The organism is Microcoleus sp. S36a_B3 (assembly GCF_036700745.1).
Taxonomy (GTDB): Bacteria; Cyanobacteriota; Cyanobacteriia; order Cyanobacteriales; family Microcoleaceae; genus Microcoleus.
In genome coordinates, this window is the sequence record NZ_JAUBPN010000050.1 from 1 (window position 1) to 19,183 (window position 19,183).

Here is a 19,183-nt window from a genome sequence, read left to right on the forward strand (position 1 = left end):
GATTACCTTTCCACTACTACAAGCATACAGCAAAGCCGTGCTAGAAGCATGGGGTTTTAGACCCATTTTTATGATAAAAACGACTAATCGAATACGGTAGGGCATACCGAAATTTACGCTTGAGGAGAAGACACCTCTACTGAAAGCTGGAGCAATCCAGTAGCCAGCAAGTGACTTCGCCCATACAAGAATCTCAGTCACAACCCAGTGCTGAGAATGCCCGAGTAAAACTTGATAGAGCAACCTCAATCAGGGTTATGTGGCTTCGTGAGTTATTGCCTCAATCCCAAATGCCCGAATCCCTCCGATCCAGCCAACTCTGGTAAATCCGCGTGCATTCACTGCGGGTCTAAACTTTTGTTGGAAGGTCGATATCGGCTAGTCACGCCTCTCGGAAGCGGCGGCTTTGGCAGAACCTTTGAAGTAGACGACAACGGCACCCGAAAAGTGATCAAAGTCCTGCTCAAAGAACATCCCAAAGCTGTAGAACTGTTTAAGCAAGAAGCCGACGTATTGGTCAGGCTGAGACATCCAGGTATTCCAAAAGTCGATCGCGACGGTTATTTTACATTTTCGCCAGCTCACAGCACAGAGTCTTTTCACTGTCTGGTGATGGAGAAAATTGCTGGTGCAAATTTGCAAGACTGGTTGAAACATCGGGGCCGCCCGATCAGCGAACAACAAGCTCTCAACTGGCTCAAACAACTGTCGGAAATTTTAGACCAAGTTCACCGACTCAACTATTTTCATCGAGATATCAAGCCGCACAACATTATGTGCAAGCCCAACGGGCAGTTAGTGCTGATTGATTTCGGGACTGCTAGGGAAGTGTCGGCGACTTATTTCGCTAAGGTGGGTCAGGGGGCAAATGTGACTGGTATCGTTTCCCCTGGCTACACGCCGCCGGAACAAACTAATGGCAAAGCTGTTCCGCAGTCGGATTTTTTTGCTCTGGGCCGCACTTTTGTTTATTTACTGACAGGGAAGCCGCCGACTGCGTTTCCCGAAAACCCGCGCACGGGCAGATTAATGTGGCGCAAGGGAGCTCCTCAAGTTTCTGACCCCTTGGCTAATGTGATCGACTACCTGATGGCACCTTTTCCTGGAAATCGACCTCAAAGTCCGCAAATGGTTTTGCAGTGCTTGGAGGAAATTAATCTAGACGCGGCAGAAACTCAGTTGCCGACTCAGTTACCGACGACGGGGCAAACTAAAATTCGCGCAAGTTCCGCCGGAGCTGGGGCGACGAAGCAGAGTTTGATGAAGCGCCTCAGACCTCTGAATTCGGGCTCGAACAAGGCCGATAAAAATGTTTTTGGGAAAAATAAGTGGGTGGCGGGTGCTGCTGTCTTGATGCTGGGTATTGGTGCGTCTCAAATTTACGGTTCGATGCGTTACGGGTTGTTTCCGGCAAACCCGGTGTGGCTGCTTTCTAGTTTGCCTAGCAGTAGGTTTTTGGAAAGAAGTTTAGATAATGTCGGGAGTGTAAATGCGATCGCCCTGTCGCCAGATGGTAAAACTTTAGTCAGCGCCAGCTTTGGGACAATTAGGATGTGGAATCTGAAAACGGGAGGGCTGGTGCGGACTCTGAATGGGGTGCATTCTAAAAAATCGGTCAAGTCGCTGGCTGTGAGCCCGGATGGCTCGATTTTTGCCAGCGGCGGCGATGACAATAATCTGATTTTGTGGGATTTGAAGACTGGGCGGCGGATTCGGACAATTGCCGCTCACCAAGCCGCCGTCAACGCCATCGCTTTTAGCAGTGACAGTAAAACTCTGGCTACCGGCAGCGATGACAAAACTGTGCGTTTGTGGAATACCAAAACCGGCAGCAGGTTGCGGACTTTGGCCGGCCACGCTGGAGGAGTAAATGCGATCGCTTTGAGCCGAGACGGTAAAACTCTCGCCAGCGGCAGCGAGGACAAGACTGTGCGTTTGTGGAATCTCGACACCGGAGAAGTCAGAAGAATTATCACCGGTCACGGGGGTGCGGTTAATGCTGTAGATTTTAGCCCCAACGGGCAACTTGTGGCTAGTGCGAGCAACGACAATACAATCCGTTTGTCAAACGTGCGAGACGGAAAGCGTACCCGCACTTTTAAAGGGCATTCGAGTTGGGTGAGGGCGATCGCCTTTAGCCCGGACAGTCGCACTTTGATTAGCGCGGGCGGAGAGATTATAGTTTGGGATTTGAAGACAGGAAAAGAAAGAGCCACTCTTTCGGGTCACAGTCAGTTTGTGAATTCTATTGCTATTACCAAAGATAGCAAGACTGTGGTAAGTGGCAGTCCCGATCGCACTATTAAGATTTGGCGAATGCCATAGTCAAACCACTGTAAACTTGAGATTCTAGATGAACAAATTGAATCATTGCTAATGACTAATTTTGTATGATAGAGATCTTGCTGGCAGTACCAACAATTGCATCAACCCGCACCCGCCCGTACTTACTAATAGCCAATTCCCAATTACCAATTTCCAAATAATCAACAGGTTGTGCAACTGGATTTGCTATTATCCCAAAATTCCCCGCCCGTTTTTGGCAAATTCATCAACAGTTTGCTGCGATAATTCGTGAACGGCCATTGCTTCCAACACGTCAAAAGGCAATGTCAAATGATGCGCGCCGGCTAATAAAGTCTTGACTGCTTCTTCCGGCGATTTAATGCTAGCTGCTAAAATCTCTGTATTTGTTCTCTCTAAAACATTCGCCATATCCCGCACTAAGGCAAAACCGTCTCCCAGGAATCTGGTGGCGCGATTCACATAGGCGATCGCATATTTGGCCCCCGCTTCTGCCGCCACAACGGCTTGGGCGGCACTGTAAATAGCTGTCACCGCACAAGGAATTTCCCCCGACAAATAAGCTACTGCTTGGAAGCCCGCCGCTGTTGCTGGAATTTTCAAAACTGTTTGCCGCCCGATCAAGTCAAAAGCAGCCTTTCCTTCTGCTACCATGCCATCAAAATCAGATGCCGTTAGCTGATAGTACACTTCTCCAGAAGTCAGTTGTGCCAGTTGTTTTAGTGTCTCATCAGCAGATAGCTCGCTTTTTGCCAAAAGTGTCGGATTAGTAGTAATTCCCGCTATCCATCCGAACTCGATCGCCCGTGCGGCAGTTGCTATAATTGCAGTATCAACATAAATTGCCATCGGCTCTACACCTTGAGTTTCTTAATAATTTCCAGACGCTTGCTTTCAGCTTGAGATAAATTTGAGCAAAATTCATTAGACAAGCTTTAACAATATCAGAATCTCGGAAATCTTACTCTTAAGTAAATATAACAATTCAGTGATGTGCATCACAAGCAGTAGCGTGGGAGCCGAGAATGCGTAATATCGTGTCTGCAGTCACGACTACAATTAAATTGGTTTTGTAGTGACCAGATGAATCCCCAGAAAATTCACAAAACTAAAATCCTCACTACCAACGCGCCGCAGGTTATTTTCCCGGACATAATACAAGCTGGGAATTTAACAAAATTTACATCAAAAAACCAGGTTTTTGAGGGAAAGTGCATAAGTTTTGATGAAGATAACTTATAAATGAGCTCAAAGCTTAGAAGTTTGTTGGTAATTGTGATTGTTGGGTACAGAAAAATTTAATTGCCGAATCCCGGATACACATAAGTTACATTTGTAGTAGGGGTTATATATGCGATCGCTCCAGGAGGTGACTCAGAAATGACCGAACAAAAAAATCAGCAGCGACAAGTCAGCCTTGAGACATTTGCGGAACAAGTCCCGTTAGAAGAACCAGCAGTAGTCGCTGAAGAATCCTCGATAAATCTGAATTCGGAAACTCTGTCTCAATTGGTTGAAAATAACGCCGAAGACCGTATGAAGGCTCTGGGCCGTTTGATGATGGTGAGCCTAACTTGGTCGCTGGCAGGACTTTCCAAACCCAAGTAAGCTGTGAGTTGGATTGATAATTTTGCTTCAATTAAAACTTACGGCTTCTTTTTAAACAAATTAGTTCGATCGTTCGGACTAAATTCCTCTATCTAAGGACTTAACTCTTCAACTTATCGCCCATATTTTTTATTTTATTCCTTCAAACGGCCCCAAAAAAGTCGGTTTGGGACGGGAAACGCGCACTTCCCAAAGCGCTTTGAGGACTGCCAAAAATTCGCGAAAACTGTAACGGATCATGCTAGATTGGCGAAATTTCCCCCAATCGGGGGTTCCCAAGCCGATCGCCTGTACGCCCAACTGGCGACAGGTATAAACAGCGCGGGCTATGTGAAAGTTTTGAGTCACTAAAACAGCCTGGGTGATGCCAAAAATCTCTTTCGCCCGATAGCAGCTTTCGTAGGTGCTCAAACCAGCATAATCGAGAGTGATATTATTTAGCGGTATGCCCTGTGCTTGGGCATACTCCTGCATTGCTTTGACTTCGTTGTAATCTGGGCTGCTGTTGTCTCCTGTCATCAAAATTTGGCGCACTCGCCCAGTTTTGTACAAATCGACCGCGGCTTGCACTCGATCGGCTAACATTGGAGTCGGAGTGCCATCTTCCCAAATTCCAGCACCAAAAACAATGGCGATAGGTTCTGCTGGAACCTTAGCTATATCGCTGTGACGGTAGTTGCTGGTAACAAGTCTGACGTAGTAGTTGAGCGCTAGGGATGTGAGCGCACAGGCTAGTATTAAGAGCGGTAAGGCTAAGCGCAGTTGCAATAGAAACGATTTAAGTAGCATAAATTTAAGCTTATTTGAGGGAACTTTTTGGGGAGCATCTCCGGGTTGACAAAAAGCATTTTTTTTACAGTGCGATCGTCTCCGCTCGCAATTATTATTATTATACAACTCGCTCTTCGGCGACAGCAATCAAGCAAAAAAATAATTTGTCCAATGAGATGCGTCCTTAAATTAACTGTCTCATAGCTTTATGGTTGAAAAAAAATATTGACGATATTGCCAAGTTATGCGGCAAATACAGCGTTAACAATCGCAGCCAAATAATCGGGCGTTGCTGAGTTAGAGTATGAACGGCTAAATATACAAATCCCACAACTAACTATTGTTTACAAAAAATCTGATTTTTTGTACGGTTACTTTTGAACTCGTGTTCGGTCGATTGACAGATTTAAATCAGGTTCGTAGTGCGGACTAAATTCCGCACTACGAACAAATGGTTTTTGTGATTAAAGAATGAAAATTTAATAACTTAATTGACCGGATGCGATCTCATATTTCGATCGAGCAAACCGATATTTTTACTATTCATACTTTAACTCAGCAATGCCAACAATCGAGATCTTCAAAGCGATTAAAATTGTGCAAAATGCTAGTTGCTATAATTTTGGTTGTTATTCATATTGCGTCAGGCAAATCTGGGTAATTTGGCTAAATTTATTTCAGAATATCCTTTCCGGTTCCATTGAAATTATATTGTTCGATCTGCAATCGTGGGAACGATGATAGCTAATAATTTCTATGCTAGCGAATTTCATATAATACCAATTTTTCTGTTTGCCAATTCTACTGATTCCTATCAACTCAATCCAGCAATAATATTGACGCTCATAGCCAAAATAGCAGTGTTAAAAAAGAACGACAACACGCTGTGAAAAAGCACGAGATACCTCATGGAACGAGAAGTTGTCTGCACGTCTGCAACCTGACAAGTCATCCCAATCCCAAAGGAGAAATATAAAAAATCTTTGTAGTCTGGTTCCTCGTCGCCGGGAAAATCCAAACCCTTCGCCTGCGAATGGCTGCTGTGCTGCTTGCTGCTGTTTCCGTAGTAGCTGCGGGCATAGTGCATGGTGAAAATAGTGTGAACCTGCATCCAAGAGCCAACAATTGTCAGCACAGAAAGCCCCAAGTGCAAAAATAGCAAATGGGGGGGCAAGCCTTTGGTATCGCGCAGCAGGAAGACGATCGCCAACAAGCTAGCACAAGCGGCTGCGACGATCGTACTCAAGATAGTCAAGCGACCTGCATCCAACTGCTGAGCGTGGTGGCGCATCAGTTCTGGAGTGCCTTGCAGCATCAGCATCCAAGTTAAAATTAGGAAACTGACAGCGCCCGCGTTCCAAATGCAAAGCATCCGAGTCAGCAGGAAATAGTCAGGCGGCAGGACAACAGTAACTGCTATAGCGAACAGAACAGACACCAAAAGGCGGTGCCGGACGCTCCAAAGCCAGTGCATTTTGGATAAGCGAAGGTTTTTCACTACGATTCAAGATTAAGTTAGGCACAATCTAGATTAAAAAATGCCAATTACTGCTATCTTGCCAGGAACTCCCCAAAAAAAGGTAAGAATTGATAACGCGCAGCACAGAAAGGATGTTTCATGCCTTTTGATAGATCGATCGATCTCAACATTTTCGGTACAGTGGGACAAAATATAAATTGTGGTTTGACACTATGGCATCCTCCCAACCCCTCACAGGCCTTGAATTGATCGACTGCGCCAAAGCAAACGCCCAACAAGGAATCGTCACAGCCGCGCAGCTTTGCGGCTACGAAGCCGACCTCAACAGCTTCCAGCGGGAATTGAAACAGGCTTGCCAAAACATCGGCGTTGAAGTTAAGGAATTGAGCGATTTAATTACGGATCAGCAGATGATGAAACAAGGCAGGGGCATTGAAATCGCTCCCGATACTCCTTCAGAACTATAGGTTTAATCTGCACCGCACCAGTTTTACAGATTCAGACTGGCCCGACAGTATTTTGAGCCTGCTAGGTTAGTCAGGCTAGAATATTTTGCATGGAAGCTTCTGACTTTTGGCAGGAGTCCTGTTTCCTCCCGCGAAGATGGTGCTTTCTGGAGGGGGGGCTGAGATTGTTAGGAGAACTGTCGTGTCAGATCAGCAAGATCGAATTATGCGTTTGTTTATCGAGGAGGCTAAGGAGCACCTCGATACTCTAGAAAATGGTTTAGTGGATTTGAAGTCCACGATGAAAGACCCCGAAAGCGTTCAAGAGATGTTCCGAGCCGCCCATTCCGTCAAAGGAGGGGCGGCGATGCTCAGTTTGGATAGTATCAAAACAACCGCTCACCGCTTGGAAGATTGTTTTAAGGTACTCAAGGACGGGCCCGTAAAGCAGGTTGACCAAACGGCAGAATCCCTATTTTTAAAGGGAGTTGATACGCTTAAAGATTTGCTGGCGCGACTGGAAGGGCCTTTTGGTTTGAGGAATGAAGAGGGAGAAAAACTCGTTCAACAGGTGATGCCAGTTTTTGCTCAACTGGAAACTCATCTCAAAAACTTGGCTGCGGGTAAAGTTCCGGCTGCTGCTGCGGTGGCTCGCGGGGCCGGGGCCGCTCAAACCGCGGGCGGTGTGCCGGCGAATTTTGCTGCGGAAGTGATGGTTTTACTGAAAGAAATGTTGCAGGGGTTCAAACAGAAAGAATCGGCTGCTAGTCGCGAGCAGTTGGCGGCTGTGTGCGTTCGCCTGTATAAGTTGGGAGGTAAAATTGAGACTTGGCAAAATTTAGTGAAAATAGCTAGAGGGGCGATCGTTAATCCCAAAAACTCTTATAAAGTCTTAGCTCCGCTGATTATCAAAGAACTCAAGGAGGCTGGGGATTTGGTGCAAGGGGGGAAAGTTAAGACGATCGCTCCGAGTAAAAATTTGCTACTTTTGGTAGCAAGCCCAAAAACTGTAGAAGCAAGCGCCCCAGCAACCGCAGCACCACCGGCATCGAAGGAAGTAGCTCTTCCCGCCGACCCGAAGGCGGTAGTAAAGCTTTTGCTCAAAACTTTCAACAAAAAGCAACTTTCGGAAATCGCCAAGTTACTGGTTCATGCTATCAAATCCTCGAAATAGGAGTTGTTGCAGTAGAAAATAAGGTCAAAGCAATATTTTTGAGACGGAAATTTTCTGCTGCGTGCTCACAGCAGGCTCGTAGACTTGAGTTGCACAAGTATTCGATCGATCTGTCAACCGCAGATTTCCAGCGTACAAACACTGATGGACGCAGATAATTCAATAATTGAAAGCGATTGAGTGCAACTCTGGTGTAGTGCAGCAACGGTTAGTCGATAGGGGCATTGAAGATTTACGGATTTTTGATTTTTGCCTTCTATCTTCTACTGTTGGGCAACCCTGCGTTAGAATTTAGATATTAAGATCGGCGTGCAGTATTGTACCAGAATTAAACATCGAGCAGGCTCTAGAAGGCGGTAGCTGTGAAACCAATTCGTTCATTAGAAGATGCTTTAAACCGCTGTCAGGCGGCGGGAATGCGCTTGAGCCGCCAGCGTCGATTTATTCTAGAGCTTTTGTGGGATGCAAAAGAACACCTATCGGCTCGAGAAATTTACGATCGCCTGAACCGACAAGCGCATTCGATCGGTCATACTTCTGTTTATCAAAATCTGGAAGCCCTTTCGAGAGAAGGGATTATTGAGTGCATAGAACGCTCGGAGGGACGCTTGTACGGGAATGTCAGCGACTCTCACTCTCATGTCAACTGTCTGGATACGGCTCAGATTCTCGACGTTCATGTGGAATTGCCGATCGAGTTGATCGAACAAATTCAACAGCAAACTGGTGTCAAAATTGTAGACTACCGGATAGATTTCTACGGATACCGCTCGGCCGGGGCAGAGGCGGAAGCATCGAGTGTTAGCGAGACACCAAAGGCTTTTTAACCAGAAATCCCTAGGCTGCCTGCTGTTAAAGCAATGTTGGAAATAAACCTGTCGGCAGTATAAAATGATTTCAGTATGATTGCTCTGCGCCCGACGGCGATCGATCGCCGTCGGGCGCAGAGCAATTCTGTACGTTCAACAGTTGACTGCTGAGCTGGGACAGTTACTTCGGGCGATCGCGCGAGGAGATTGTCTGTTAGGGAAATTAATTTTTCCTTGCACGCTATAAGGGAGAGGCTTTAAACCCATTTTTTCGGGTAAAAAAGTTAAAACTTTAGTGAAACTCCCTAATTCAAAAGCAGAGTCAAATCTAAAATCTAAAATCTACTGACGGGGCTTAATACAGTTTTTTCTGCTAAACTGCCAGCGAGAGCTGTGAATAACAGTTTGATAACTGGTATGATCTACGTGCTTACAGAGCCTAAAATACTCCAAAGCCAGCAGTGGGGCGGGACACAAACCTCACTATAAAATGCCGTAAAGGGAAAGATTGCCAGTACCTTGAAGGAAGTTCTCGATCTCCTTAACAGGAGTCAGAATCCCACATCACAATCTATGGATTTGATGTGGGAGTGTCACGCATAGAGCGCATTACAGGACAAGCTGAAGTAATGGCGAGACGACAATCTGACCAATTCCACAGAGCACCGCAGTACAACCCATCACCCAAGCCGACAGCACAATTGAGTGCAGAGGCGATAGGCGATGCGAGTACCTCAGCAAGGGTGCTGCCGAGCAACGAGGGCAAGAGAACTTTTTGGCAGTGGCAGCTCATCTGGCTGAGTCTCCTAGTGGGATTTGGAGTCACCGGTGCGGCCGCATTCCTGTGGTTGCTGACTATGCCTCCACCACCAAATTGCCAACAACTGTCGCCGCTGGCGGCGGATGGAGAGCGACTTTACTGCGCTCAACAAGCGGCTAAGTCGGGAAAACTAGAACAGCTAGAATCGGCAATTGCACTGGTGCAGGCTTGGCCCAAAGAACACCCGCTATACTCGCAGGGGCAACATTTGATCGGAGAATGGTCAAAAGCCATGCTGCGTTTTGCCAGGGCAAAAATTGAGCAAGGGGATTTGAAGGGGGCTCTGGAGATTGTGGCGAAAATTCCCAAAACCAGTCCGTCTTACCCAGATGTAGAGGAAGCTGTTGCTGCTTGGGAAAAAAATTGGCAGGAGGGTCAAAAACTCTACGATACAGCCTTAACAGCTTTGAAAAGCGAGGATTTAAAGAAGGCTTGGGATTACGCTCAAGCTTTGTTCAAGCTGGAAAATATTTTCTGGAGTCAGAAGCGCTACAACGAGCTGATCCAGCAGATTTCTTTGGAAAGAAACGGCTGGCAGCGCTTGCAAGAGGCGAGAGATTTGGCGCAGGATGGGACTCCGCAAAAGTTCGCTGAGGCGATCGTCCTAGCTCGTAAAATAGACTCGCAGCTTTTTGCGCGCGCGAAAGCAGAGAAGGAAATTGAGGGTTGGAGCCGGACTTTGCTGGCAATGGCTACTAAGCGGTTGGAGGCGAAAGACTTGCCGGGGACGATCGAGGCGGCTTCTGTCGTGCCACAAAATACGCCGCTGTTTGCGGAAGCTCAAGATTTGATGCAGTTGGGTAGAGCTCAGGCGGTGACGTGGAATCAGTCGATTTCCACACCGCTACCACAACATATTTTTAGTTTGCTCGAAGGGCAGGGCGCTGCTAGCCAAATTGCTCCGGGCCGCCCTCTGTACAAGCAGGCTCAAGTTCAAATTGAAAATTTACAGGTGCAGTTTCAAGATTTGGTGCGGCTGCAAATGGCGAGCACGATCGCTGATTTTGGTCAGATAGGGGCATTTCAGGTAGCGATCGCTGAAGCGCAAACCATCGGCCCTTCTCAGCCGCGGCGGATTCACGCTCAAACTTTGGTGGCTACTTGGCGCCGGGAAATTCAGCGGATCGAAGACAAATCTTTTGTGACTCTGGCGAAGCAGTTGGCAGAGTCGGGAACGGTTGAAGGACTCAAGGGCGGCATTGCTCAGGTACGTTTGGTGGCTCTCAACCGGCCCCGGAGAATAGAGGCGCAAACTCTCTTGGCTCAGTGGACGAAACGCATTGAAGTGATTGAAGATCAGCCTTTTTTGGATGAATCTATCGCCCTGGCGAAGGAAGGAAAACTGAGCGCGGCTATTGATAAAGCTTCGGAAATTAAGAGCGGTAGGACTCTGTACGCCAAAGCTCAGGATAATATCTATCAGTGGGTGAGCGAACTGCAAATTGCTAGAGACAGACCGATTCTGGATCGAGCTGCTGAATTGGCGTCTCAAGGTAGTCTGTCGGCGGCGATCGATATGGCTTCGCAAATCGGTTACGGTAGAGCGCTGCATTCAGAGGCGGCAGGGGCGATCGGGCGCTGGAGTGCCGAACTCAGAGCCAACACTGCACCACCGCCTGAACCCGCTCGCGAGTACGCACCAGCACCACGACAGGAGGAGTACGCGCCAGCTCCGCGACAGGAAGAGTACGCACCAGCACCGCGACAGGAGGAGTACGCGCCAGCTCCTGAACCTGAACCTTACTATCCGCCCGCCAGACAAGAGGCTCCGGCTCCGGCTCCTGAACCTTACTATCCTCCAGCGAGGGAGCCTGAACCTTACTATCCTCCGGCGAGGGAGCCTGAACCTTACTATCCTCCGGCGAGGGAGCCTGAACCTTACTATCCGCCCGCCAGACAAGAGGCTCCGGCTCCAGAGCCAGCTCCGGCTCCAGCTCCAGAGCCAGCTCCGGCTCCGGCTCCGGCTCCGCCGTCGATTCCTGAATCAGCCGGGCCTCCTGATGCTAATTTGCTCCCCGAGTAATTGGGTTTTCTGGCGATCGACCTCTAACATCTAAAATCGAGTGAGTAATTTGCAACTGCTGTCGATCGATAACGACCCCATTTTCCGGCTGGGATTGCGAGTCGCCTGCGAACAATCTCCAGACTTGGAGGTTGTCGCAGAGGTTTCGACTGTCTCGGAGGCCCTGCAGGTTTTAGAAGCTCGCTCCCTCGACTCTGGAGCGGCCGAGAAGCCCCCAGATTTGGCAATTTTGGGTGTTGAGACCTTAAATTTGCGATCGGGTCAAGATTCGGCGCTGGCAGCTTGTGGCGAACTCAAAAGTTTGTACCCCAACCTGCCGCTCTTGCTGCTAGGCGAACCGCTGACACCGGAGTTGTTGGCGGTCTTACAAGCTGCGGGCGCGAATGGCTATTGTCCTAAAGGTAGAGATATTTCTGTGACAATGGAAGCTATTCGCGCGGTTGGTTCGGGCAGCACTTATTGGCCGGCGGATGCGACAGCTAACTCGACAATACAACTAAATTCAGCCGTAGTTGCAGCAATAGAAAACTCAGCAGCAATTGCTGCTGAGGAAAATTTAGATGATCGGATAGTCGATCGCCCTTTACGCCAAAACATCCTGACTGATGCTTTTGTGTCTGGATTGCGGGAAATAGACTCAGCTTTGGCGCTTGTCAAAGCTGATTTAGAAGAGGTGAAAGCGGCAGATGCGACGGATTTGCCCTCTATTTTAGACCGGGTTATAGTCAGCGGACGCCGCCGAGAATTGTTGGCTGCTCGCTGGATTGTCAGTCAGTTATTATTGGAAGCAAGAGGGCGATCGGGTTCCGCTCAAGGTAAAAAGAAGCAAGAGGACGATCGGGCTTCGCTCAAGGTAAAAAGAAGAGAGAAGGCAGAAGGAAAAGCAGAGAATTTGTTGAGTAATTCTCAGTTGCAAGTCGCGAAATCTCAAGTGGCGGCGGAATCTTTGGTGGTGGCAAATGATTGGCAAGGGAGTTTGTTTGATTCGGCGGCTGCTAAATTACAGTTTGATTTGGTGAATTTGACTGGCGTGCCTTTGGAAATCGATATTTTGCGATCGGCTCAAAAGCGCGAATTGATGAGTTCCATCCTGCGGAAGTTAGAGGATTTGCTAGAGGAATTGCGCTTTTCGCAAGTGCAGCCAACTCAATTGTCAGAAAAAATGCCTGCTATTTTGCGGGATTTGTGGGAAGCAACAATCATAGATTTTTTTGGCAAATATTATACGCTACAAACAGAAGAAAATCTGCTTTTAGACAACAGTCCAACAAACTTGAAACTGTCAGAAAATCCAGCGATAACCGCTGCTAATTTATTAAACGGCAGTAGCGTAGAAATGGTGCCGGTGCTGTTGGCAGAAGAAACAGCCGTGGCGGCAGAAATTCTTGACAAAATACCGATGACTGTTGATTTTTTTGCCCATTTATTATTTGAAATTCCTCTGACAGTTGGCAATCTTTCTTGTGTTGCTGGCAGCCCGCAAGCAATGCAGCGAGCGGAAGCTTTGTTAGAAAATTTGGCAATTCAAATTGCTAGCGGAGTAGTGCAGCCCCTACTGAATAATTTTGCAAATATTGAGGAAATCAAGCAAAACTTTTACGATGAAAAGTTGATTTCGACGCGGGAAATTGAGCGGTTTCGGAATAATTTATCCTGGAGATATCGCTGGGATAGCTATTTTGTGGAACCAAAAGCTATTTTTGAAAGCAGATTTTGGCTGTTTGTTTTGGGCGATGCGGGAATCAAGAGAATTTCTATTTATGCTCCGAGAAATCGGGAGTTGGTCCAGCTTTCTGGGTTGCAGTTGGTGTTGACTTTGCTGCTGGAAGCTAGGGATGCGATCGCGCCTAGGGTTCGCGCGGTGATTTCGCTGTTGGGTGCTGCTGTTGTTTATGTTTTGACGCAGGTGATAGGGCGGGGAATTGGTTTGATCGGGCGGGGAATTATTCAGGGAATTGGTAATTCTTTGCAGGATGGCAAATTTGGGAAAAATGGGTAATTAGTTAGTTAGCAGTTGGTGGTTGGCAGTAGTCATTAGTCATTAGTCATTAGTCAGTTGGTAGGGGCAGTGGATGGTGCGTGCCCGCCCTCTTAGTAGTCAGTAGTCAGCAGTCAGCAGTCATTAGTCATTAGTCAGCTAAAATATTTATAGCTGGTGGTATGATAACTAAACGGTATACAGTTGACTATCAAGCAATTGGGTGCTGGACTCCCGGATTTATCTGTGGGATTAATCTAAAACTTAATGTTATAAGGTTGACTTTTTATGAGTATTATGATATCGATTGATGCCGATCGCATAAACAGTTTAGATTTGTCTCCGGTGCGGACTGTGATCGAACAGTGGCTGGCCTCCGGGGCGATCGCCCAAAACGAACAACAGGTACAATTTGAAATTGAGTATCCGCGCGAAGAATTAGATCCGCGAGAAATCTCCGAAATTCCCGAAGTGCGGCTGTGGTTTATCCGCTTGGATGCTTGTTATCCTTGGCTGCCCTTTTTGCTAGATTGGAAAGGTGGAGAATTGGCCCGCTACGCGGCGATGTTGGTGCCGCATCAGTTCCACCGCACCCAAGGCATTCAGTACAATCCTGAAGCTTTAGAAATGTTTTTGATGAGCAAAATCTTTGTGTTGACTGATTGGTTGAACCAGCAGGGAATTCCCAGCAAATCGAAGTTGATGGCGATGTCCCAAATGTTTGGTTACGATCTAGATGACGCTTTTTTTGATGTCATAGTACCGCACAAATAAGCGATCGGACATCTCATTAATATCATCCTAATTAGGTAGATAAATCTATACCTTAAGACTTACGCACAAAGGTATAAACCCGGTTTTTTCCCTGGTGGGGCGACCTGGAAAGCTCGCCCTACAAGCTATAAATTAGATTAAAAAAGCTTAATTAATCTTAACAGCAACCGCAAAATGGCTTTAATACAATGCTTTAACCAGCGCCATTAGCAATTTTGTTGCTTGACTTCACGTTTTCCTCAGAATTGAGAGTTAGCTTAGATAAATAAGTAGTGAGAATGTTCTTAGGAATGAAACCCATGTGGTCGATCGCATCTTCCTTCTTCCATCTTCCTGATGACGTTGTACGGAAAGCTCAGAGGCGACAGCACTGATGACTAATGACTTCTTCCTTCTTCCTTCTTCCATCTTCATATCGATCGAGGAAATATCCCATGAAAACAGATTACCTCATCGTCGGCAGTGGTTTATCAGCACTGGTTTTCGGAGCTTTGATGGCAAACTCCGGCAAAACCGTACACATCCTTGAAGCTCACGAACACCCCGGAGGCTTTGGCCACACCTTTACAATGGCCAAAAAATACACCTTTAATGCCCAATTCCACTACGTTTGGGACTGCGGCGAAGGACATACAGTGAATCGAGTCCTCAAAAAACTCAATCTCGATCGCGATGTCACCTTTGAACGGTACGATCCGAATGGCTTCGACCACATGAGAATGCCGGGGTACGCACTAGATATTCCCTCGGAATCAGAAGAACTGATCCGCAGATTGTCGGCGCTGTTTCCCGAAGCAAGCGAGAGAATTCGCAAATTCGTCAACGAAGTCGAAAAAACCGGCGAAGGACTCAGAAAACTCGCTCCTCCCGTCAAACCAATTGAATTAATTAAAAATTTCAGCGAGGTATTCTGCGCTGTCCAGCACCTCAACAGCACGCTTCAAGACGTGTTCGACAAATTCCAACTCCCGCAAGCAGCCCAAACCCTATTAGCCCTGCAATGGCCGGACTTTTTGCTACCTCCGAACCAGCTTTCTTTCTATGCTTGGATTGCTTTGTTTCGAGGCTATCAAGAAGGTGCATTTTACCCGACGCAGCATTTTGAAGATGTCATCAATTCTTTAGTTAAAGTCATTGAATCCAACGGCGGGAAAGTTTCTCTAAACCACGAAGTCACAAATTTTAGGGTGAAAGATAGAACGGTAACGGGAGTTGAAGCGATGGATTTAACCACGCATCAAACCCATGAATTCACCGGCGACACGGTGATTTGCAACCTCGATCCCAAACGAGCGGCCAAGATGATTGGAGAGGAACTATTCTCGAAAACAGTGCGGCGGAAACTCGACTACGAGTATTCTGCATCTAATTACATGGTCTACTGTGTTGTCAAAGATATCGACCTGCGAGACTATGGATTTGGCAAATGGAATACGTTTCATTCCGAACACTTGAATCTGAATGAAGCTTTTGCTCAAATGTACGATAATAATGATTTTTCTAGTCCGAGTTTTGCAATTACCACACCCACTTTACTCACCGAAGCGGGGGGGGATTGTCCTGAAGATTGTCAAATTGTGGAATTTCTGACTGTTGCGAATTACAGCTATTTTAAACAACTTTGGGAGAGCGATCGCAAAGCTTACAGACAGAAAAAACAAGAGATTCTGGACTCTATTTTAGACGTAGTTGAAAAACACTATGTTCCAGATTTTCGCAAACACATGGTATTTCACATTACCGGAAGTCCTACAACTAACGAGCGCTTCTGTTGGTGTCCTAACGGCAATTCCTACGGTTCTAGGCTGACACCGAAAAACATGGGAGTCGATCGACTAAATCATGAAACATCCCTCAACAATTTCTATTTCTGCAACGCCTCATCGGGCTATCCAGGCTTTGCGCCGACATTTTGGACGGGGGCGCTGCTTTATCAACGTTTATCCGGCGATGCGATTTTAGGCTAAGGAAAATTGGCAATTGGTTATTTTCCTGTTTCTCTCGTTCCTTGGCAAAGTCAAGGAATGAATTTCACTCTGGCTCTGCCTCCTCTTAAAAATCTCTCGTTTCTGCTCTCATTATCTCGTTCCTTGGCAAAGTCAAGGAATAAATTTCACTCTGGCTCTGCCTCCTCTTAAAAATGACGAAGCACAGCAACAGTGAAATGCGTTCCCAGGTAGAACCTGGGAACGAGAATTTCTTCCATCTTCCATCTTCCATCTTCAATCGGACTGATGACATTGTACGGAAAGCTCGGAGGGGACAGCACTAATGACTGATGACTAATGACTGTTGACTGTTAACTGTTGATTAATGATTGCTGACTAATGACTGATGACTAATGACTAATGACTAATGACTTCTTCCTTCTTCCTTCTAGGAGCGAACTATGAGAATTGCAATTGTTGGGGGCGGAGCTAGCGGTATGGCCACAGCCTACTGGCTCGATAAACAGGGACATCACGTCACTGTTTTGGAAAAGCAACCGATTTTAGGCGGACACATTCGCACGCTCAATAAAAATGTTTTGCCAAATCAATCTGAATGCAATGAAATATTAGAAAATGGGGTGCTGGAATTTCCCACAGTGTTTTACAACTTTGTGGCTTTAATGCAGGAGTTAGGCGTTGAATTAGAACCAGTGGAGATTGGATCAGCGCTGTTTTTTAAAGATGGCAGTCACTTTTTGTCTGCTGTTTCAATCAAAAAGAATTTCACGGGAATTCAACGTCTGATCGAATATTTGCGGCTGGATGCTCTTTATGCTCGTTCGGCTGGATTTATTTTAAAAATGCGGTTTGCCAAACAGCACGATTTCTACGATATCGCGCTTTCTGGGAGTTTGAAAAGTTCGTGCATCCGTAACGATTGGCTGAAGTTGTTGACGATGTACAGCTACTCGATACCGTTTGAATTACTAGACAATTTTCCTGCCCAATTGGCGATGCCTGTTTTGCGCGATTATGCCTCGGTCAATTGGGTGAGGATTAAAGGGGGGGTGTATTCTTACATTGAAAAGATTCTGGAGCGCTTTCAGGGCGATATACTGCTAAATCGGGAGATTGCCAAGATTTTTAGAAGTGCGGATGCTGTAAAAATTGTGCTTTCTGATGGGGAGATTCAGGAGTTTGATAAGGTGGTTTTTGCGATGCCGCCAGACCAAGTAATGAGGCTGTTGGCTGACCCGACGGAGGCGGAAACGAAGCGGTTTGGGGCGTGGCAACCCAATTATGCCACGACGGTGCTGCATTCGGATACTTCGATGTACGATCGCTACGGCATCCGCAAGTTATCAGAATTTGATTTTTTCGAGACGGACAAAGGATGGGGCTACAATGCGAGCTTGAATCAGCTTTGCGGCATTTCGTCACCACGAGAGTACAGTTTAGCATTTCGACTCGAACAGTCGATCGACCAAAACCAGATTATTCACATTCAAAAACATCATACACCCATGTATAATGTCGAGTCTTTTCGATACCGAGACGAAGTTATCGAGACTAACGGCGAGAACCACACTTATCATGCGGGAGCTTATTTGGGGGATGGTTTGCACGAAGGAGCGATTACCTCTGCTTTGCGAGTCGCAAAATTAATCGGGTGAGTTCAATAGACTTGAGTTGCACTCTGCATCGCAGACAAAATTGAATTATCTGCGTCCATCAGTGTTTATCCGCTGGAAATCTGCGGTTAACATATCAAATATTGATTGCCAGAGTAACTTTTCTCGAATGCTTACGCTGCGACACAACCAGTCGCAGTTAAGCAGACATCAAAACTCGCAGATGCGCCCATTGTGGAGCCGGCTAACAAAGTACCCTCAAAGTTAGCTCCCAAGAATGTTGCGCCGCTCAAGTCTGCCTCGCTCAAGTCTGCATAACACAGCCTAGCCCAATCGAGATTTGCCTGCACCAAAGAAACTCCCACCAAGTTCGCTCTGGTTAAATCTGCTCCCTTCAACTGGACGCCCCGCAACTGAGCCCCGCTGAGATTTGCTGCTAACAAATTGGAGCCTTCCAAGTTGACCCCGTTGAGTTTGGCTTCGCTGAGATTGACACCATTGAGGTCTGTCCTGCTGAGGTCGATGCCGTTCATGTAAGCTTTCCTGAGATAGATGCCTGTGAGTTGAGCGCCAAAAAGCTTTGCACCGCTGAGTTTTACCTCTGGACAGTGCGCCCAGTTGAGATTTGCTCCCGTGAGGTTTGCTCCCCGCAGGTTGACGAATTGCAAGTCTGCCGTACACAGATTGGCGTTCCAGAGAATGGCGTTCCGCAGGTTGCTACCTATGAGTTGAGCTCCGGTCAACTTAGCCCTGGGGAGTTTTGCTTTGACGAGGAAAGCTCCGCTGAGATTGGCTTTCGTGATATCTGCGTCGGCTAGTCTGGCTTGGCCCATTTTGGCAAAACTCAGATTTGCCCTGCAAAGGTTTGCGCCGTTGAGTGCTGCTTTGGTCAGATGCGCCCGACTCAGGTTAGCTCCCGCAAGGTTAGCCCTCGAAAGGTTTATTCCGTCCAAGATAGCTCCGCTGAGATTGGCTCCGCTCAGCTCGGCACCTACAAAGTCTCTTTTGCCATTTTCGTAGTCTTTGAGTAGCTCAGTGACTTCCATAGCGGTTAGATTCCTAATAGCGAAAATTTCTCTAAAAATTCTTAACTCTTAATAAATATTTTATATCTAATCGAGCGGAGGCGATCGCACTTTCGATAAAGCTACAAACTAACTTGATATTTCTCAAGATACTCGGTTTTTTTGCAACACTGGCGACAGTTTTGGACAGTCAACCCTAGAAGAGGGGTTTGAGGGAAGCGGTACGAAGGCAGCGCTGGCCGAGGCACGTTAGAGGCTTTCCGGTAAATAAAGGGTTTGAGGCTGCGACATCAAAACTGTTCGGTTAAAAGTAATTTCCGACATTTTACCGATGATAAGCTGCTACGCAGCTAAACCGGATAAAATAGCATTGCCTTTATTTTTGATTTTTCGATCCCATTTAATAACC

15 protein-coding genes are annotated in these 19,183 nt (G+C 46.9%); 11 read left to right on the forward strand and 4 right to left on the reverse strand.

What is annotated here, in order from left to right; all coding sequences use genetic code 11:
* Positions 1-267 precede the first annotated feature (267 nt).
* Positions 268-2,325: a serine/threonine-protein kinase gene (locus tag QUA01_RS26280; protein WP_333093454.1), complete on the forward strand. Its 2,058-nt coding sequence runs from the start codon at positions 268-270 to the stop codon at positions 2,323-2,325.
* Positions 2,326-2,514: 189 nt separating this feature from the next.
* Here the strand turns inward: QUA01_RS26280 and QUA01_RS26285 are convergent, their stop codons facing one another.
* Complete coding sequence (locus QUA01_RS26285; RefSeq protein ID WP_333093453.1) at positions 2,515-3,153, reverse strand: transaldolase family protein; 639 nt, start codon at positions 3,151-3,153, stop codon at positions 2,515-2,517.
* A gap of 531 nt (positions 3,154-3,684) precedes the next feature.
* Between QUA01_RS26285 and QUA01_RS26290 the strand changes: the two genes are divergently transcribed.
* Positions 3,685-3,912 (forward strand): hypothetical protein, encoded by a 228-nt coding sequence (locus QUA01_RS26290; protein WP_333093452.1) that lies wholly within the window; start codon positions 3,685-3,687, stop codon positions 3,910-3,912.
* Positions 3,913-4,041: 129 nt separating this feature from the next.
* Here QUA01_RS26290 and QUA01_RS26295 read toward each other — a convergent pair whose 3' ends face one another.
* Both QUA01_RS26295 and QUA01_RS26300 read right to left on the reverse strand, forming a co-directional pair.
* Positions 4,042-4,701 carry a SanA/YdcF family protein gene (locus QUA01_RS26295; RefSeq protein WP_333093451.1) on the reverse strand — a complete coding sequence of 220 codons (660 nt, stop codon included), beginning with the start codon at positions 4,699-4,701 and terminating at the stop codon, positions 4,042-4,044.
* Between the two features lie 796 nt (positions 4,702-5,497).
* On the reverse strand, positions 5,498-6,181 hold the full coding sequence (locus QUA01_RS26300) for a DUF1345 domain-containing protein (protein ID WP_333093450.1): 684 nt from the start codon (positions 6,179-6,181) through the stop codon (positions 5,498-5,500).
* 194 nt (positions 6,182-6,375) lie between these two features.
* On the opposite strand from QUA01_RS26300, the gene QUA01_RS26305 reads away from it, so the two are divergent.
* The 9 genes from QUA01_RS26305 to QUA01_RS26345 all read left to right on the forward strand — a co-directional run bounded on the left by QUA01_RS26305 (position 6,376) and on the right by QUA01_RS26345 (position 17,791).
* Positions 6,376-6,630 (forward strand): hypothetical protein, encoded by a 255-nt coding sequence (locus QUA01_RS26305; protein ID WP_333093449.1) that lies wholly within the window; start codon positions 6,376-6,378, stop codon positions 6,628-6,630.
* A gap of 181 nt (positions 6,631-6,811) precedes the next feature.
* Positions 6,812-7,783, forward strand: a complete 972-nt coding sequence (locus QUA01_RS26310) for an Hpt domain-containing protein (protein ID WP_333093447.1) — start codon at positions 6,812-6,814, stop codon at positions 7,781-7,783.
* A 362-nt stretch (positions 7,784-8,145) separates the two neighbouring features.
* Entirely contained in the window at positions 8,146-8,610 is a 465-nt protein-coding gene (locus QUA01_RS26315; protein ID WP_194067121.1) for a Fur family transcriptional regulator, read from the forward strand.
* Between the two features lie 79 nt (positions 8,611-8,689).
* Positions 8,690-8,839 carry a hypothetical protein gene (locus tag QUA01_RS26320; protein WP_333093446.1) on the forward strand — a complete coding sequence of 50 codons (150 nt, stop codon included), beginning with the start codon at positions 8,690-8,692 and terminating at the stop codon, positions 8,837-8,839.
* A 343-nt stretch (positions 8,840-9,182) separates the two neighbouring features.
* Positions 9,183-11,435 (forward strand): hypothetical protein, encoded by a 2,253-nt coding sequence (locus QUA01_RS26325; RefSeq protein ID WP_333093445.1) that lies wholly within the window; start codon positions 9,183-9,185, stop codon positions 11,433-11,435.
* A 40-nt stretch (positions 11,436-11,475) separates the two neighbouring features.
* Entirely contained in the window at positions 11,476-13,434 is a 1,959-nt protein-coding gene (locus QUA01_RS26330) for a DUF3685 domain-containing protein (RefSeq protein WP_333093444.1), read from the forward strand.
* Between the two features lie 267 nt (positions 13,435-13,701).
* Positions 13,702-14,187, forward strand: a complete 486-nt coding sequence (locus QUA01_RS26335) for a CRR6 family NdhI maturation factor (RefSeq protein WP_333093443.1) — start codon at positions 13,702-13,704, stop codon at positions 14,185-14,187.
* 434 nt (positions 14,188-14,621) lie between these two features.
* Positions 14,622-16,154, forward strand: a complete 1,533-nt coding sequence (locus QUA01_RS26340) for a phytoene desaturase family protein (RefSeq protein WP_333093442.1) — start codon at positions 14,622-14,624, stop codon at positions 16,152-16,154.
* A gap of 422 nt (positions 16,155-16,576) precedes the next feature.
* Positions 16,577-17,791: an FAD-dependent oxidoreductase gene (locus QUA01_RS26345; protein ID WP_333093441.1), complete on the forward strand. Its 1,215-nt coding sequence runs from the start codon at positions 16,577-16,579 to the stop codon at positions 17,789-17,791.
* Between the two features lie 131 nt (positions 17,792-17,922).
* Here QUA01_RS26345 and QUA01_RS26350 read toward each other — a convergent pair whose 3' ends face one another.
* Positions 17,923-18,795 carry a pentapeptide repeat-containing protein gene (locus QUA01_RS26350; protein WP_333093440.1) on the reverse strand — a complete coding sequence of 291 codons (873 nt, stop codon included), beginning with the start codon at positions 18,793-18,795 and terminating at the stop codon, positions 17,923-17,925.
* Positions 18,796-19,183 lie beyond the last annotated feature (388 nt).

Bases quoted from the DNA above. Each gene is read 5' to 3' on its own strand.
- QUA01_RS26285 (WP_333093453.1), bottom strand. From the start codon at position 3,153: ATGGCAATTTATGTTGATACTGCAATTATAGCAACTGCCGCACGGGCG.
- QUA01_RS26290 (WP_333093452.1), top strand. From the start codon at position 3,685: ATGACCGAACAAAAAAATCAGCAGCGACAAGTCAGCCTTGAGACATTT.
- QUA01_RS26295 (WP_333093451.1), bottom strand. From the start codon at position 4,701: ATGCTACTTAAATCGTTTCTATTGCAACTGCGCTTAGCCTTACCGCTC.
- QUA01_RS26305 (WP_333093449.1), top strand. From the start codon at position 6,376: ATGGCATCCTCCCAACCCCTCACAGGCCTTGAATTGATCGACTGCGCC.
- QUA01_RS26335 (WP_333093443.1), top strand. From the start codon at position 13,702: ATGAGTATTATGATATCGATTGATGCCGATCGCATAAACAGTTTAGAT.
- QUA01_RS26340 (WP_333093442.1), top strand. From the start codon at position 14,622: ATGAAAACAGATTACCTCATCGTCGGCAGTGGTTTATCAGCACTGGTT.
- QUA01_RS26345 (WP_333093441.1), top strand. From the start codon at position 16,577: ATGAGAATTGCAATTGTTGGGGGCGGAGCTAGCGGTATGGCCACAGCC.
- QUA01_RS26350 (WP_333093440.1), bottom strand. From the start codon at position 18,795: ATGGAAGTCACTGAGCTACTCAAAGACTACGAAAATGGCAAAAGAGAC.